Raw genomic sequence first — 15,812 nt, forward strand, 5'->3', positions numbered from 1 at the left:
GGAGCACCACCATGACCAAGACCCGCATCTTCTCGGGCATCCAGCCGTCCGCCGGATCGCTGCACCTCGGCAACTACGTCGGGGCGCTCATGCAGTGGAGGACTCTGCTCGACGACTACGACGCCATCTACTGCGTCGTCGACATGCACGCGATCACCTCGCCGCAGGACCCGGCCGAGCTCCGCGCGAACACCCGGGCCACCGCTGCGCAGTACATCGCGTCGGGCATCGACCCGTCCAAGGCGACGCTGTTCGTGCAGTCGCACGTGCCCGCCCACGCCGAGCTCGCCTGGGTGCTGAACACCCTGACTGGCTTCGGCGAGGCGAGCCGGATGACCCAGTTCAAGGACAAGTCGGCACGCCAGGGCGCCGAGGCTGCGTCGGTCGGGCTCTTCACCTACCCGATCCTGATGGCCGCGGACATCCTGCTCTACGACACCAAGGTCGTGCCGGTCGGGGACGACCAGCGCCAGCACGTCGAACTCACGCGCGACCTGGCCGGACGCTTCAACTCGCGGTTCGGCGACACCTTCGTCACGCCCGAGGCACGGATCCTGACCGAGACCGCGCGCATCTACGACCTGCAGGACCCGACCAGCAAGATGAGCAAGTCCGCAGCGTCGGACAACGGCCTCATCCGCCTGCTCGACGACCCGAAGCGCACCGCGAAGAAGATCAAGTCGGCCGTCACCGACGCCGAGCGTGAGATCCGGGCCGACCGCCAGACGAAGCCCGGTGTGACGAACCTGCTGACGATCCTGTCGGCGTTCACCGGCACCTCGATCACTGCGCTCGAGGAGTCGTTCGCCGGCAAGGGCTACGGCGACCTGAAGGGCGAGGTCGCCGACGCCGTCGTGGCCGAGCTCGAACCGGTCCGCGCCCGCACCCTCGAACTGCTCGACGACCCGGCGGAGCTCGACCGGCTGCTCGCCGTCGGCGCCGACCGCGCCGAGTCGATCGCGCAGGAGACCCTGGCCCGCGTCTACGACCGCATCGGCTTCGTCCCGCGGTCGCGCGGCTGACCGTGCAGCCCGTCACGCTCGAGTCGGCGCGGGTCCGGCTCGACCTGCCCACCCGCGCCGACACCGCGGCGATCACCGAGGCCTGCCAGGACCCGGAGATCGTCCGGTGGACGACGGTGCCGACGCCGTACCGCGAGCAGGACGCACGGACCTTCGTCGACGCCCTGGTCGGACCGGGGTGGGCCTCGGACCGCGAGTACACGTGGGCGATCCGACCGGCCGGGTCGACGTGGCTCGCGGGCATCATCAGCTACCGCACCGCCGGTCGTGACCTCGGGTTCTGGCTCGCACCCTCCGCGCGCGGTGCCGGACTCATGCACGACGCCGTCCGGCTCGTCGTCGACTGGGCGTTCGAGCAGGGCGCGCCGGACGTCTACTGGGAGTGCTACGAGGGCAACGCAGCGTCGGCAGCGGTCGCCCGTGCGGCCGGGTTCTCGTTCACGGGCCTCGGCGCAGCCCGGGTCCCGGACCGGGACGGCGGCCCGACCACGGCGTGGACCGCACTGCGACGCGCCGATGGCACTCCCGCCTCCGAACTCCCCTGGCCCGTCGCCTGAACGCGCTCACATCCGTGGTGACGTGTCACCCAACCGCCGCCGGTAGGCTCGGCCCGTGAGCGACACGGCACGACCCACCGAGGTCCGGGCGATGCGCCGCGGGCTCGAACTCGCGGCCCTCGGGCCCGTCGTCGGCGACCACGCCCGCGTCGGCGCCGTGATCCTCTCCCCCACCGGCGAGGTCCTCGCCGAGGGGTGGCACAAGGGCGCCGGCACCCCGCACGCCGAGGTCGACGCGATGGCCAAGGTCGACCCGGCACTGCTGCGCGGCGCGACGGCGGTCGTCACCCTCGAACCCTGCAACCACGTCGGCCGCACCGGGCCGTGCGCCGTGGCCCTGCTCGACGCCGGGATCGCCCGGGTCGTGTACGCGATCGACGACCCCGGAGCCGACGTGCACGGCGGCGCCGACCGTCTCCGTGCCGCCGGGGTCCAGGTCGTCTCCGGCGTCCTGGCCGACCAGGCCGAGGCGTTCCTCGAACGCTGGCTGCTCTCGGTCCGGCTCGGCCGACCGTGGGTCACCGTCAAGTGGGCGTCCAGCCTGGACGGGCGCGCCGCCGCTGCCGACGGCACGAGCAAGTGGATCACCGGCGCCGCCGCACGGCAGCACGTGCACGAACAGCGCGCCGCCCACGACGCGATCCTCGTCGGCACCGGCACCGTCCTGGCCGACGACCCGAGCCTGACCGCACGCGGGGACGCCGGCGAACTGCTCGCCGACCAGCCGCTCGCCGTGGTGCTCGGCGACCGCCCGGTGCCTGCCGACGCCGCCGTCCGTCGGCACCCGCGCGGGTTCGTCACCCTGCCCGGACACGACCTGGCCACCTCGCTCGGTGCACTGCGCGGGCACGGGGTGCACTCGGTGTTCGTCGAGGGTGGCCCCACGGTCGCCTCGGCGCTCATCGCCGCCGGACTCGTCGACGAGTACCTGGTGTACATCGCCCCGGTGCTGCTCGGCGGCCCCCGGGTCGCCCTCGACGACCTGGGGGTGGGAAGCATCTCCGACCGTCGGCGGTTGGACGTACTATCGACCACCAGCCTCGGCCCCGACCTGCTGGTCCGAGCCCGACCGCAGCATCCGCAGCACCAGAACCAGCACCAGCACGACCGCCAGCAGCAGCACGACGCGACACCCGGGCTCGGGAACGACGGGCCCACGAACGACCGGAGCACCCCATGACCGATGCGCTGACCTCCCCCACGCCGGGGAGCCCGGTCAAGTTCGAGGTGTCGACGAACGTGCCGACCACGCACGGCACCTTCCAGATGCGCGCCTACCGCGACCTCGTGACGAGCGCGGAGCACGTCGCGATCATCGGCACCCTGCCCGACGGCTCGATGCCCACCGACGGCGCACTCGTCCGGGTGCACTCCGAGTGCCTGACCGGCGAGGCCTTCGGGTCACTGAAGTGCGAGTGCGGCCCCCAGCTCGACGCCGCGCTCGACACGATCGCGGCCGAGGGCGGCGTGGTCATCTACCTGCGCGGGCAAGAGGGCCGCGGCATCGGCCTCATCAACAAGCTCAAGGCCTACCGCCTGCAGGAGGACGGTCTCGACACCCTCGACGCCAACCTCGCGCTCGGCCTGCCCGCCGACTCCCGTGCCTACGGCGGCGCCGCGGGCATCCTCGCCGACCTCGGCATCACCCGGGTCCGGCTGCTGTCGAACAACCCCGAGAAGCGCCGCCAGCTCGAGGAGCACGGCATCACCGTCGACTCCCTCGTGCCGCTCGTCGTCGGCATCTCGGCGCAGAACGCCGGATACCTCGACACCAAGCGCGACCGGATGGGCCACCAGCTGCCCGAGCACCTCGAAGCGGGCGCCGGCGCGGGCGCCTGAGCGCGCGCAGGCGGCAGACGCTGCGGCCAGCTGACTCTGGGCTGATTCGCAGGCAGACGACATCTGTCGTATGATCGGGCTTCCGTCACAAGCGGTCCCCCTCAGCCGAACGCACCCGATCGGTGCCCGCGCCACCCCGCGCGAACCGATCGGTGTCCGCCGTTTCGGATCCTCGTGCTCCCCGTCGGGAGTACGCAGCACGGAAGACCCCGCACTGTCATGACCGCCGCCCCGGCACCCGCAACCCCCACCTCCGCTCCGGCACCCGCCGGCAACCCGCGCTCCCGCGTCGTCATCGCGAGCCTCGTCGGCACGTCGATCGAGTTCTACGACTTCTACGTCTACGCGACCGCCGCGGTGCTCGTCTTCCCGACGCTGTTCTTCCCGAACGAGGACCCGACGGCCTCGCAGCTGTCGTCCTTCGTCACCTTCGCCCTGGCGTTCTTCGCCCGGCCGGTCGGGTCGATCATCTTCGGGCACTTCGGTGACCGGATCGGCCGCAAGACCACCCTCGTCGCGTCGCTGCTCGTGATGGGTACCGCCACGTTCCTGATCGGCTGCCTGCCGACGTTCGACACCATCGGGGTCTGGGCCCCGGTCCTGCTCGCCGTGATGCGCTTCGCCCAGGGCGTCGGGCTCGGCGGCGAGTGGTCCGGCGCGGCCCTGCTCGCGACCGAGAACGCGCCGAAGGGCAAGCGCGGCGTGTTCGGCTCGATGCCGCAGCTCGGTGCCCCGATCGGCTTCCTGCTCGCGAACGGCCTGTTCATCGCGATCAACGCGGCGATGCCAGCCGGTGCCGACGGCACCCCGAACGCCGACTTCCAGGCGTGGGGCTGGCGCATCCCGTTCCTGCTCTCCGCCGTGCTCGTCATCATCGGTCTGTACGTGCGCTTCAAGCTCGTCGAGTCGCCGGTGTTCCGCGGTGTGCAGGAGTCCGGCACGGTCGCGAAGGTCCCGCTCGGCCGGGTGTTCCGCACCTCGTGGCGGGCCGTCATCGTCGGCACGTTCGGCATGGTCGCCACGTACGTGCTCTTCTACTTCATGACGACGTTCACCCTGTCGTACGGCACGACCGGCTCCGAGGCCAGCGCACTCGTCCCGAAGGTCGGCCTCGGGTACACCCGTGGCGAGTTCCTGACTTTGCTCATGATCGGCGTCGTGTTCTTCGGCATCTTCACGCCGATCGCGGGGCTGCTCGCCGACAAGTTCGGCCGCCGCAAGACCCTCATCCCGACCACGATCGGCATCGCGCTGTTCGGCCTGACGTTCCAGTTCTGGTTCGCGGCGTCGAGCGGCCCGATCACCGTGGTGACGTTCCTCATCGTCGGGCTCTCGCTGATGGGGCTGACCTTCGGTCCGATGGGTGCGCTGCTGCCCGAGCTGTTCCCGACGAACGTCCGGTACACCGGCTCAGCCATCGCGTACAACGTCGCGTCGATCCTCGGTGCGTCACTCGCCCCGACCATCGCGCTGGCGCTCTGGAAGCCGGACGGCGACATCTTCCTGGTCGGCCTGTACCTGACGATCGCGGCGGTCGTGACGCTGGTCGCGCTGCTCTTCGTGCGCGAGACGAAGTCGAAGGACATCGCCGACGCCTGATCGGCGACCACCCGCGGGACGGGCGCACCCCGCTCAGCAGCGACGCGAAGCGTTGCGCGGGGTGCGCCGACCGAGCCTGCGAGGGAGGGGTGCCAGCTGGCACCGGGCCTCCCGTTCGTCGTGCGCGCGCCTTGCTCCCCGCGCAACACGCCGTCGTGTCAGCGGGACGCCGCATGCCCGCCGAGACGCCGCCGGATTCGGCGGCGTCTCGCGCGCGTGGCGGCGTCGAACGAAGACGCCGGCGTCTGCGCACCCGATGCAGCGCGGCGAGTCGCCGTCAACGCAGGTTGACGGATGTCGGTGCGTCAATGTAGGTTGACAGGCATGGACCGACCGACCATCACGAGCCTCGCGGCCGGAGCATCAGGGGACGACCCGTTCTCCGCCCTCGCCAACGTGCGGGAACTGCGCCGTGAGCTCGACCGGACCGAAGAGCTCGCCGCGCGACGTGCCCGCACCGCCGGTGCCTCGTGGCAGGAGATCGCGACGCTGCTCGGTGTCAGCCGACAGGCAGTGCACAAGAAGTACGGCAGAAACTAGGAACACGATGAGCTTCCCCTTCGCACGCCCGAAGACCTCCGACGGCCCCCGCGCCACGTTCGGTCGCCTGCTGTCCTACCTGTTCGAGAACAAGCCCGCGATGGTCGTGATCATCGTGCTGAGCGTCCTCGGGGCGGGGGCCTCGCTCGCGCAGCCGCTCCTGGTCAACCAGGTCATCACCGCGGTGCAGCAGGGCAACACCCTCAGCACGCTCGTGTGGCTGCTGGTCGGGCTCGTCATCGTCGCGGGGGTGCTGAACGGCGTCCAGCACTTCCTGCTGCAGCGCGCGGGCGAGGGCGTCGTGCTCTCCACCCGCCGCAAGCTCATCGCCCGCATCCTCAACCTGCCGATCTCGGAGTTCGACACCCGCCGGACCGGTGACCTGGTGTCCCGCGTCGGCAGCGACACCACGCTCCTGCGGGCCGTCCTGACCCAGGGACTGATCGAGTCGATCGGCGGCGCGCTCACGTTCATCGGCGCCATCGTCGCGATGGCGATCATCGACCCGCTGCTGCTCGGCATCGTGATCGTGATCGTCCTGATCGCCATCGTCGTCGTCGGCGGGCTGAGCCGTCGCATCCGGGTCGCCTCGAAGCGTGCGCAGGAGAAGGTCGGCGACCTCACCGCCGCCGTCGAACGCGGGATCGGCGCGGTCCGCACGATCCGTGCGGCCGGCGCCACCGCACGCGAGGTGCGCGAGGTCGACGGCCACGCGACCGAGGCCTACAAGCGCGGCCTCGACATCGCCAAGATGTCCGCCTTCGTCGTCCCCGTCGCGAGCATCGTCATGCAGGTCGCGTTCATCGCCGTCCTGGGCGTCGGCGGGGCACAGGTCGCAGCCGGCACCATCACCATCGCGACGCTCATCACGTTCATCCTGCTGCTCTTCATGATGATCATGCCGCTCGGCCAGGCGATGGGCGCGGCCGTCGCCGTCGCCCAGGCGCTCGGCGCCCTCGGCCGGATCGAGGAGATCCTGCACCTGCCGACGGAGTCCCAGGACGACGAGTCGGTCCGGCCCGCCGCAGCGGTCGCCACCGACGACGCCATCGCGTTCGAGCACGTCTCGTTCCGGTACCGCGCCCAGGCGGATGCCTCGGGTGCCGACGGCGCGGTCGCGTCCGACCCCGCAGATCGTCCAGGAGGCCCGGATCACGTCGACGACGAGCGCCCGGCCGACGACGTGGTGCTCCACGACGTGTCGTTCCGGGTGCCCCGCGGCTCACGCGTCGCACTCGTGGGTCCGTCCGGTGCCGGCAAGTCGACGACCCTGGCGCTGATCGAGCGGTTCTACGACCCCACCGACGGCGTCATCCGCCTGGGTGGCATCGACGTCCGCGGCATGGACCGCGACGAGCTCCGCGCCCAGATCGGCTACGTCGAGCAGGATGCCCCCGTGCTCGCGGGCACGATCCGCGCCAACCTGCTGCTCGGGTCGCCGAACGCCACCGAGGACGACTGCGTCCGGGTGCTCGAGGCGGTCAACCTCGGCGAGGTCCTGCACCGCGATCCCCGCGGTCTCGACGCGCAGGTCGGTGAGGACGGCGTGATGCTCTCCGGTGGGGAACGGCAGCGCCTGGCCATCGCCCGCGCGCTGCTCGCCGCTCCCCCGATCCTGCTGCTCGACGAGTCGACGTCGTCACTCGACGGGGTCAACGAGCAGAAGATGCGGCTCGCGATCGACGCCGTCGCCGAGGACCGCACCCTGCTCGTGATCGCCCACCGGCTGTCGACGGTGGTCGACTCCGATGTGATCGTCGTGCTCGAGCACGGCCGCGTCGTCGGCAGCGGCACGCACTCCGAGCTCGTGGAGTCGACACCGCTCTACCGCGACCTGGCGAAGCACCAGCTGCTCGTGTGAGTTCGGGTACGGCCGCGAGTACCGCGGCCGTACCGTCGATCCGGGCTCGGGGTAAGGCTCTGGCTCAGGCGGCGAAGGGGTCCGGCGTCAGCACGTAGACGGTCTCGAGGTACTCCTCGATGCCCTCGTGCGACCCCTCGCGGCCGAGGCCCGAGGACTTCACCCCGCCGAACGGGAACGCCGCGTTCGAGACGACGCCCGTGTTCAGCCCGAGCATGCCCGTCTCCAGGCGCTCGGCGAGCCGCTGACCACGCCGGAAGTCGGTCGTGAAGGCGTAGGCGATGAGCCCGTACTCGGTGTCGTTGGCGAGCCGGATCCCCTCGTCCTCGGTGCTGAAGCGCGTGACCGAGGCGACTGGTCCGAAGATCTCCGTCGTCATGATCTCCGAGCCGGGTTGCACGTCGTCGATCACCGTCGCCTCGTAGAAGGTGCCCGGGCGGTCGATCCGGTGGCCGCCCGTGACGAGCCGGGCACCGCGGCCGAGTGCGTCGTCGACGAGCGACGCGGCCTTGTCCACGGCCCGGTCGTCGATGAGCGGTCCGAGCGTCGTGCCGTCCTCGGTGCCCCGGCCGACGCGCAGGGCGTCCACCTTCGCGGTGAGGGCCGCGACGAACGCATCGGCGATGCCGTCCTGCACGAAGAACCGGTTCGCGGCGGTGCAGGCCTCGCCCGTGTTGCGGAACTTCGCGAGCATCGCCGCGTCCACCGCCTTGTCGAGATCGGCGTCGTCGAACACGAGCAGCGGCGCGTTGCCGCCGAGCTCCATGCTCGTCTTGAGCACATTGTCCGCCGCCTGCTTGAGGAGCGCAGAACCGACCGGGGTCGAACCGGTGAACGTCAGCTTCCGCAGGCGCGGGTCGGCGATGATCGGCTCGGACAGTCCCTTGGCGTCACTCGACGGGATCACGTTGAGCACGCCGTCCGGCAGCCCGGCACGGCGGAACAGCTCGACCAGGAACAGGGTCGTCAGCGGGGTGAGATCGGCCGGCTTCGCGACCACCGTGCAGCCGGCGGCCAGGGCCGGGCCGATCTTCCGCGTCGCCATCGCGAGCGGGAAGTTCCACGGGGTGATCGCGTACACGGGGCCGACCGGACGCTTCAGCACGATCGCGCGGCCGGTGCCCTCGGGGTTCGTGCGGTAGTCGCCGGTGATGCGGACGGCTTCCTCCGAGAACCACCGCAGGAACTCGCCGCCGTAGACGACCTCACCGCGGGCCTCGGCCAGGGGCTTGCCCATCTCGAGCGACATCAGGGCCGCGAGGTCGTCGGCGTGCTCGTGCACCAGGTCGAAGGCCCGGCGCAGGATGTCCGAGCGCGTGCGTGGGGCCGTCGCTGCCCACGACTCCTGCGCCGCGGCGGCTGCGTCGAGGGCGGCGATGCCGTCCTCGGGGGTGGCGTCGGCGACCTCGGCCAAGACGGCACCGGTCGACGGGTCGTGCACGGCGAAGGTGGACCCGCTCGACGAGGCGCGCCAGGTGCCGCCGATGAAGAGTCCGGTGGGGACGCCCTCGACGCGGACGTGCTCGTCGGCGACGGTGGTGGTGGTGGTTTCGTTCGTGGTGGTTTCGTTCGTGGTGGTGTCGGTCACAGTCGTGCTCCTCCTGGGTTCGCGAGGCCCTCGTCCATGTCGCTGCGGTCGACGTGTCCGCCGGCCGCCCGGATCTCGTCGAGCGCCCGGGCGCTGCGCTCGACGTCGACCCCGGCCACCAGGTCCTCGTACACGGCGACGTCGAGGCCCGCGGCACGGGCGTCGAGCGCCGAGGCACGGACGCAGTGGTCGGTCGCGATGCCCACGACGTCGATCGTGTGCACGCGGCGCTCGGCGAGCACCTCGGCCAGCGGGACGCCCGCCTCGGTCCGGGCCTGGAACGCCGAGTAGTCCGGCGTGCCCTGCCCCTTGCGGACGTCGACGTCGATCAGTGCGGTGTCGAGATCGGGGTGGTAGTCGGCACCGGGTGTCCCGGCGACGCAGTGCACCGGCCACGTGTCGACGAAGTCGGGTCCGTCGGGTCCGGCGAAGTGTCCGCCGTTGTCGTCGTCGCCGTGGTGCCAGTCGCGGGACGCCACGATCAGGTCGTACTCGTCCCCGTGCCGACCGAGGAACGCGGTGATGCGCTTCGCGAGCGCCGCTCCCCCGGTGACCGCGAGCGCACCGCCCTCGGTGAAGTCGTTCTGGACGTCCACGACGAGCAGTGCTCTTGCCATGGGTCCATCCAACACCCGTCGGCTCAGGAGCCGGTGAGCTTGCTCCCGCACGAGTAGGTCGCGGCGGTCACCGCGTCGAGTGCCGGCAGTGCCGCTGCACGCGGCGATCCGATGGCGTAGAAGGCGAAGGTCAGCCGCGACCCGTCGGCAGCGTCGATGTAGCCGCCGAGGGTGTTGGCGCTGTCGATCCAGCCGGTCTTCGCGTGCACCTTGCCGCGCGCGACGGCGTTCGCGCCGGTGAACCGGCTGGCCAGGGTGCCGGACTGGCCGGACACCGGCAGGGCGTTCGCGAGCGTGCCGAGGCCCTTCGCGCCGGAGGCGACCTGCACCATGAGGTGTGCGACGAACTCCGGCGACACAGCGTTCGAGGCGCTCTCGCCCGAGCCGTCCTTGATCACGATGCCGGCCGGGTCGAGGCCGTAGGAGCGCAGTGCCGACTGGTACACGGACGACAGCGACGCCGCCGAACCGTTCGAGCCTGACTCCTTCGAGGACACCCGGGCGAGCATCTCGGCCAGGGTGTTGTCCGAGTTCGGGATCATCTGCCCGATGAGCGTCGACACCGGCTGCGACGACACCGTGGCGATCGTCTCGGTGCCGGTGGTCGCCCGCTTGACGATCTGCGCGGACCCGGCGCCAGCGACACCAGCGTTCGCCAGTGCCGTCCGGAAGGCGATGCCGGCGCGTCCGACCGGGTCCTCCGACCGGGGCGAGGTCGCCGCTGCGGGGTTCGCCCGGTCACCGTCGACCATGAGCGCCGTGACCTTCGGCTGGTACCCGATGGTGCGTTCGGACACCGGCCACGTGGGGTCCCAGGCGTCGGCGTCGCTCCAGTACGAGTCGTCGGTGACGATCGTGGTGACCGGGGTGTCGCCGACCTTCGCCTTCACCTGCTGCGCGAGCTGGGCGAGGGTCGGGGCGCCCGGGTACACCGTGCCGCCACCGGCGGACAGCGTCGCGTCGCCGTGGCCGACCAGGGCGACGGTGTTCGCGGACTCCCGTGCGACGGTCGTCGGGATGCGGTGGTCGCCCCCGAGCACCGAGAGCGCGGTCGCCGAGGTCAGGGTCTTCATGACGCTGCCGGTCTGGGCGGCCCGCTCGCCGTGCTTCGAGAACAGGACCTTGCCCGTCTTCGCGTCCATCACGTACCCCTCGAAGTCGCCGAGGCCGCTCGCCGACGCAGCCGTCGCGATCGAGCAGGTCCGGAGCGCGGACGGACCGGCGAGGTCATCCGGCACCGCGCGGGCATCGGCGGTCGGGGTGGGGGACGGCTTCGTGGTCGGGCGCTTCGTGGTCGTCGTCCGGTCCGGAGCCGAGGACGCGGTCCGGGTCGGGCTCGGCGCCGCAGCGGTCCGGGAGTCCGGGGTCGTGGCCGCCGCGACGGCGACGGCCCCACCGGAACCGACCACGAGCAGCGCCGCGAGACCACCGGCGATCCAGGGGACCGGGCGTCGCGCGGCGGAGGCGCGCACCGCGGTGACGGCGGCGCGGAACCGCTCCGGGACGGAACGCGGGGTGGGCTGCTGCTCGGACATCGCGACCGATCCTACGGAACTGCGGCAGGAGCCTCCAGGCCGGATCCGGGATCCGTGGCGGACGGGAGCCGGATCAGGGAGCCGTGACGGGACCGTCGGCCGGGTACCGGACCCCGACCTGGCGTCGTGCCTCGTCCAGCACCGCCATGATCGCGACGGTCTCGTCCGGGTCCATCGGGCCGCCGTCGTGGCGGCCCGACGTGATCATCGTCTCGAAGGCGCGGGCCTCGTGCGCGTAGCCGGCGAGCTCCTCGCGGCCGTCGAACTCCTCGGCCACGGCACCGTCGCGGTCACGGATCCGCCAGGTGGTCGGCGTGTACCAGGTGGAGTCGAGGTCGATGCGGCCGGTCTCGCCGATGATCGACGCCGTGTTCGGGCTCCGCAGGTCCATCCCGAAGTGGATCATCGACTGCGCACCGCCCTCGTGCGTCATGACCAGACCCATCTGCTCGTCGACGCCCTGCTCGCTCAGCGTCCCGGCTGCGACCAGCGCGGTCGGCACCCCGAGCACGTCCACCGCGAAGGACACCGGGTAGATCCCGAGGTCGAGCATCGCGCCCCCGCCGAGTGCCGGGTCGCGCAACCGGTGGCCGGGGTCCGTCGGGAGGGCCTGGTGGTGGGTCGCCTCGACCACCACCGGACGGCCGATCCGTCCCTCGGCGACGACCTCGCGGATCATCGCCATCTGGGGCAGGAACCGGGTCCACATCGCCTCCATCACCGCGACGCCCGCCTGCCGAGCCGCGTCGACGACCGTCCGGGCCTCGTCAGCGGTCATCGTGAAGGCCTTCTCGACCAGGACGTGCTTGCCCGCCCGGATCGCGAGCAGGGCGTCCTCGGCATGCCGGACGTGCGGGGTCGCGACGTAGACCGCGTCGACGTCGTCGTCCGCCACCAGGTCCTCGTAGGAACCGTGGGCCCGCTCGATGCCGAACTCGGCGGCGAAGGCCTCGGCGTGTTCCCGGGTGCGGCTGCCCACGGCCGTGAACACGATGCCGGCCGCGGTGCAGTCACCCACGAAGGACCGTGCGATGCCGCCTGTGCCGATGACTCCCCAGCGAACCGTCATGGGTCCTGTCTACCAGCGCGGGGTGGGCTGCGGCGGGCCCCGCCTCGGGTCGTCAGCGGCGGTGCTTGCCGAGCGCGGCGTCCGGGGCGGCCATCGGGTGGTTCCGGAACCAGCGCAGGAGCTCACGGGCACGGCTCGTGTCGGCGCTCGCATCGCCCTCGGCGAGGAACGAGTCGAAGCCGTCGGGCAGGTCGGCTTCGGCCTCCCGGTGGAACGCCATCTTCCACTCGCCGAAACGCCGGGTGTGGATGCGCTCCTCGACGAGCAGGCCGACGTCGGTGTGCCGCGGGTCGTCGATGATGCGCTGGTACGTCTCGAGCACGGCTGCCTCGGGGCCCTCGAGCAGCTGCATGAACCGGCCGTCCTTGTAGACGAGCAGACCGGACAGGCCGGACGCGGTGTTGCGGACCCGTGCGTGCTCGAGCAGTGCGTCGAGCCGCTCCTGGTCGAACACCTCGTTCGCTGCGCTCATGTAGACCAGGGACAGCAGCATGACGACCTCTCGGTGACGACGGAACGGGTTCGTGTCCCATCGTTGTCCGAGTGGCCCGGCAAGGGAATCCCCAGAACGGGGATCGTTCCCGCCCGCGCACCCGCGTCGAGGTTCGGGTCATCGACGCGAGCACACGGGTGTCGGGTCGTACGACCGGACTGATTCGGAGCCCCCGTCCGGGGGGTTTGGTCACTCCGTGTCGTAGGTGCGGACCCAGTCGATCTGCACGTGCCCCGGGTCGCCCCAATTGCCGATCTGGAACATGTAGCGGTGCGGCGTGGTGGGCACGTTGCGCGGCACCGTGAACACGAGCTTGCCGTCGAGGTAGTACCGGATGATCTTCCCCGGCACCCACTCGGTCGTGTAGGTGTGCCAGTCGTTCCAGGACACCCGGGTGTTGTAGTGCTCGGTCCGCTTCTCGAGCCCCTGGAGCATCGAGTGGTGGAAGACGCGCGGTGAGCCGTTGAACTGCCCCTCCGGGTAGTTCAGCTCGCCGTCCGCCCAGGCGTTCGACGTCGGCCAGAGCATGACCGCGATCCCGTTGCCGTCGCCACCGGTCGCCCGCGCACGGATGCTGAAGGTGCCGCCGACGTGTGACCAGGCGCCGGTGGGCGTGCCGAACGTTCCGGCAGCGCCGTGCTCCCCGTCCATCGCGACGTCCAGGTAGCCGTCGTGGGCGCTGATGAGCTTGTCCGAGTAGTACTTACCGCCCGTACCGTCGGGGTACGGCTGCCACGAGTTCCGGTACGTCTCGGCGAACGGGCCGCCCGCTGCTGCGGGGGTGTCGAAGTCCTCGGAGAAGGTCGGCTCGCGGTCCGCGAGGTACGCGGGGCCGGTCGCGGACGCCGTCGGGGTCGCGGACGGACCGGTGCTCGGCGACGAGGTCGAGGCGGACGTGGCACGGGACTCGGGCACGGCTGCCGCGGTGACCGCGAGGGCTCCGGCGGTGGCAGCGACCACGACGATGACCAGGACACGCTTCAGCACGGCGGCACCGCCGGTGGAGCGCTGGGCTGGTGGTCGGTCATCGTGTCCCCCGTTTCGCGGACAAGGGTAGCCCGCGAACGCGCCCGACGTCTGTCCCTCGGGCGAGGGACACGGGTTTCGTCCGGAATACGAAAACCCCGGTCAGAGCCACTTCGAGTGGGTCTGACCGGGGTGTTCACGGAGCCGCCTGTCGGAATCGAACCGACGACCTATTCATTACGAGTGAATCGCTCTACCGACTGAGCTAAGGCGGCGCACACTCCATGTCCGGAGTGGCACGAGCAATGACTATACAGGTTCAGACGAGTGAACGCGAAACCAGCACGCCGAGCTCGGAGAATGACCGTTCGAGCTCGTCGACCAGGTGTGTTCCGGCCTCGGAACCCGACCACTCCCACCACGCGTGGCGCAGGGCGGCGAGGGCGACGATGGCCGCGAGACCCGCGCGACGGCGGAGTGCCTCGGCGTCGGCGGCGAGCTCCGGGTCGGCGTGTTCGAGACGGCGCGTGACGGCCGCCTGCAGCTCCGCCTGGAACTCCTTCATCGACGCCATGCGACGGCTGAACAGCTCCGGGTTCGCGCGGAGGACCTGCTGCCGCTCCTCGATGAGCCCGCGCTCCTCGATCAGTTCGCGCGTGGAGTGCACGAGCAGCGTGCCGATGTCCGCGAGCAGGTCACCGCTCGGACCACCGTCGACGAACGCCTGCAACGCCGCGTCGTCGGGCAGCTGCGGGTCGTCCCCGAGGATCGCCTGCTCCTTGCTCGGGAAGTAGTTGAAGAACGTCCGGGGCGAGACGTCGGCCCGCCGGGAGATCTCGTCCACCGTCACCGCGCCGAGGCCGTCCTCGATGGCGATCCGGAGCGCAGCCTGCTGGATGGCGCGCCGGGTGGCGCGGCGCTTCCGTTCGCGCAGGCCGGGTTCAGCGTCGGGCATGCCGTGATTGTCGCACGCCGTGCCTCAGCGGCGGGCGCGGGCGATGGTGACGAGCAGTGCTTCGAGCGCCAGGAGTGCCGCCACGTTCGCCGCGATGCGCTGGCGCGCCAGGGCCACGGCGTCGAGGACCTCGAGCGCGGCAGCGGGCGGTGTCGTCGGCAGCGCGTGTTCGAGCTGGTCCTGCATGGCCAGGTTGACCGGTTCCGCGGGGGCTCCGAGCCCCAGCAGGAGCAGGTCGCGGTACAGGGACGAGACGTCGACCAGGATCCGGTCGAGGCCGTCACGCAGGCTGCGGGTGGCCCGGCGTTTCTGGTCGTCCTCGAGGGAACGGAGCTGCGACCGGAGCGCCGGCGGGATCGTCCCGCCGGGTTCGACCCCGAGCGAGCGCAGGGCTGCGTCGCGCTCTTCGGAGTCGCGCTGCTCGGTGATGGACTTCGCGTCTTCGTCGGCGACGGCGAGGAGTTCGGCGGCCGCCATGACGGCATCGCCAACGCTCCGCACACCGAGCACGGTCGTCAGGGTCCGGCGGCGACGGTCTCGTGCCGGCTCGCTCGTGGCGAGGCGCTGTGCCATGCCGATGTGGCTCTGCGCCTGACGAGCAGCATCCATCGCGAGGGCACGGTCGACACCGGTCCGGGCGACGAGCAGGTCGGCGACGGACTCGATGCCGGGCACGCGCAGGCGGACCGAGCGGACGCGCGACCGGATCGTCGGCAGCAGGTCGGCCTCACTCGGGGCACAGAGGATCCACACCGTGCGCTCCGGGGGTTCCTCGAGCGCCTTGAGCAGCAGGTTCGAGGTGCGCTCGGTCATGCGGTCGGCGTCTTCGATGATGACGACGCGGTAGCGGCCGACCGACGGCGAGTAGTACGACGAGGTGACGAGCTGCCGGATCTCGTCGATCGTGATGATCACGCGTTGGGTCGTGAGCACCGAGACGTCGGGATGGGTCTTCGCGGTGATCTGCCGCAGGGTGTGGTCGTCGTCGGGGCCGTTGCCCACGAGCGCCGCGGCGAAGGCGGTCGCCACGTTCGAACGCCCCGACCCGGGCGGGCCGGTGATGAGCCACGAGTGCGTCATGCCACCGGTGCCGTCGGTGGACTCGGCCGCGTTGCGCAGCGACGCGACCGCTTCTTCCTGCCCGGTCAGGCCGTCCCACACGCTCACGGGA

General features: G+C 71.2%; 14 protein-coding genes, 1 tRNA gene and 1 pseudogene. 7 read left to right on the forward strand and 9 right to left on the reverse strand.

Translation table 11 applies throughout. From position 1 onward, the window contains the following. The first annotated feature begins 11 nt into the window (after window positions 1–11). The 7 genes and pseudogenes from trpS to DEJ11_RS12185 all read left to right on the forward strand — a co-directional run bounded on the left by trpS (window position 12) and on the right by DEJ11_RS12185 (window position 7,418). On the forward strand, window positions 12–1,022 hold the full coding sequence (gene trpS, locus DEJ11_RS12155) for a tryptophan--tRNA ligase (RefSeq protein WP_110863350.1): 1,011 nt from the start codon (window positions 12–14) through the stop codon (window positions 1,020–1,022). A gap of 2 nt (window positions 1,023–1,024) precedes the next feature. Next, the gene (locus tag DEJ11_RS12160; protein ID WP_181440806.1) at window positions 1,025–1,579 is read left to right on the forward strand and encodes a GNAT family N-acetyltransferase; all 555 of its coding nucleotides are present in this window, start codon (window positions 1,025–1,027) and stop codon (window positions 1,577–1,579) included. Window positions 1,580–1,670: 91 nt separating this feature from the next. Next, window positions 1,671–2,759, forward strand: a complete 1,089-nt coding sequence (gene ribD / locus DEJ11_RS12165) for a bifunctional diaminohydroxyphosphoribosylaminopyrimidine deaminase/5-amino-6-(5-phosphoribosylamino)uracil reductase RibD (protein WP_246551973.1) — start codon at window positions 1,671–1,673, stop codon at window positions 2,757–2,759. 29 nt (window positions 2,760–2,788) lie between these two features. After that, a pseudogene (ribA, locus tag DEJ11_RS12170) lies at window positions 2,789–3,418 on the forward strand (GTP cyclohydrolase II); the annotation flags it as partial. A gap of 219 nt (window positions 3,419–3,637) precedes the next feature. Further along, a complete protein-coding gene (locus DEJ11_RS12175; RefSeq protein WP_110863353.1) occupies window positions 3,638–5,017 on the forward strand; it encodes an MFS transporter in 1,380 nt (459 codons plus the stop codon). 324 nt (window positions 5,018–5,341) lie between these two features. After that, entirely contained in the window at window positions 5,342–5,557 is a 216-nt protein-coding gene (locus DEJ11_RS12180; protein ID WP_027466417.1) for a hypothetical protein, read from the forward strand. A gap of 7 nt (window positions 5,558–5,564) precedes the next feature. Then, on the forward strand, window positions 5,565–7,418 hold the full coding sequence (locus DEJ11_RS12185; protein WP_111103245.1) for an ABC transporter ATP-binding protein: 1,854 nt from the start codon (window positions 5,565–5,567) through the stop codon (window positions 7,416–7,418). A 64-nt stretch (window positions 7,419–7,482) separates the two neighbouring features. On the opposite strand, the gene DEJ11_RS12190 is transcribed toward DEJ11_RS12185, so the two are convergent. The 9 genes from DEJ11_RS12190 to DEJ11_RS12230 all read right to left on the reverse strand — a co-directional run bounded on the left by DEJ11_RS12190 (window position 7,483) and on the right by DEJ11_RS12230 (window position 15,808). Beyond that, window positions 7,483–9,006, reverse strand: coding sequence for an NAD-dependent succinate-semialdehyde dehydrogenase (locus DEJ11_RS12190; protein WP_502866901.1), 1,524 nt, complete (start codon window positions 9,004–9,006; stop codon window positions 7,483–7,485). Continuing rightward, window positions 9,003–9,623: an isochorismatase family protein gene (locus DEJ11_RS12195; protein ID WP_071404992.1), complete on the reverse strand. Its 621-nt coding sequence runs from the start codon at window positions 9,621–9,623 to the stop codon at window positions 9,003–9,005. Before DEJ11_RS12195 ends, DEJ11_RS12190 begins: the two co-directional genes overlap by 4 nt. Window positions 9,624–9,646: 23 nt before the next feature. Continuing rightward, the gene (gene dacB / locus DEJ11_RS12200) at window positions 9,647–11,158 is read right to left on the reverse strand and encodes a D-alanyl-D-alanine carboxypeptidase/D-alanyl-D-alanine endopeptidase (RefSeq protein WP_111103244.1); all 1,512 of its coding nucleotides are present in this window, start codon (window positions 11,156–11,158) and stop codon (window positions 9,647–9,649) included. Between the two features lie 73 nt (window positions 11,159–11,231). Further along, window positions 11,232–12,227 (reverse strand): Gfo/Idh/MocA family protein, encoded by a 996-nt coding sequence (locus tag DEJ11_RS12205; RefSeq protein ID WP_111103243.1) that lies wholly within the window; start codon window positions 12,225–12,227, stop codon window positions 11,232–11,234. Window positions 12,228–12,279: 52 nt separating this feature from the next. Then, window positions 12,280–12,720: a BLUF domain-containing protein gene (locus DEJ11_RS12210; RefSeq protein ID WP_071404995.1), complete on the reverse strand. Its 441-nt coding sequence runs from the start codon at window positions 12,718–12,720 to the stop codon at window positions 12,280–12,282. A gap of 189 nt (window positions 12,721–12,909) precedes the next feature. Next, window positions 12,910–13,707 (reverse strand): glycoside hydrolase family 16 protein, encoded by a 798-nt coding sequence (locus DEJ11_RS12215; protein WP_071404996.1) that lies wholly within the window; start codon window positions 13,705–13,707, stop codon window positions 12,910–12,912. A gap of 181 nt (window positions 13,708–13,888) precedes the next feature. Beyond that, window positions 13,889–13,961: transfer RNA gene (locus DEJ11_RS12220), tRNA-Thr, on the reverse strand. Window positions 13,962–14,005: 44 nt separating this feature from the next. Continuing rightward, entirely contained in the window at window positions 14,006–14,641 is a 636-nt protein-coding gene (locus DEJ11_RS12225) for a TetR/AcrR family transcriptional regulator (RefSeq protein ID WP_111022287.1), read from the reverse strand. A 24-nt stretch (window positions 14,642–14,665) separates the two neighbouring features. Further along, window positions 14,666–15,808, reverse strand: a complete 1,143-nt coding sequence (locus tag DEJ11_RS12230; protein ID WP_111095109.1) for a DNA polymerase III subunit delta' — start codon at window positions 15,806–15,808, stop codon at window positions 14,666–14,668. Between the last annotated feature and the right edge of the window lie 4 nt (window positions 15,809–15,812).

This window comes from Curtobacterium sp. MCLR17_058, assembly GCF_003234705.2.
In the GTDB taxonomy this organism is placed as follows: domain Bacteria; phylum Actinomycetota; class Actinomycetes; order Actinomycetales; family Microbacteriaceae; genus Curtobacterium; species Curtobacterium flaccumfaciens.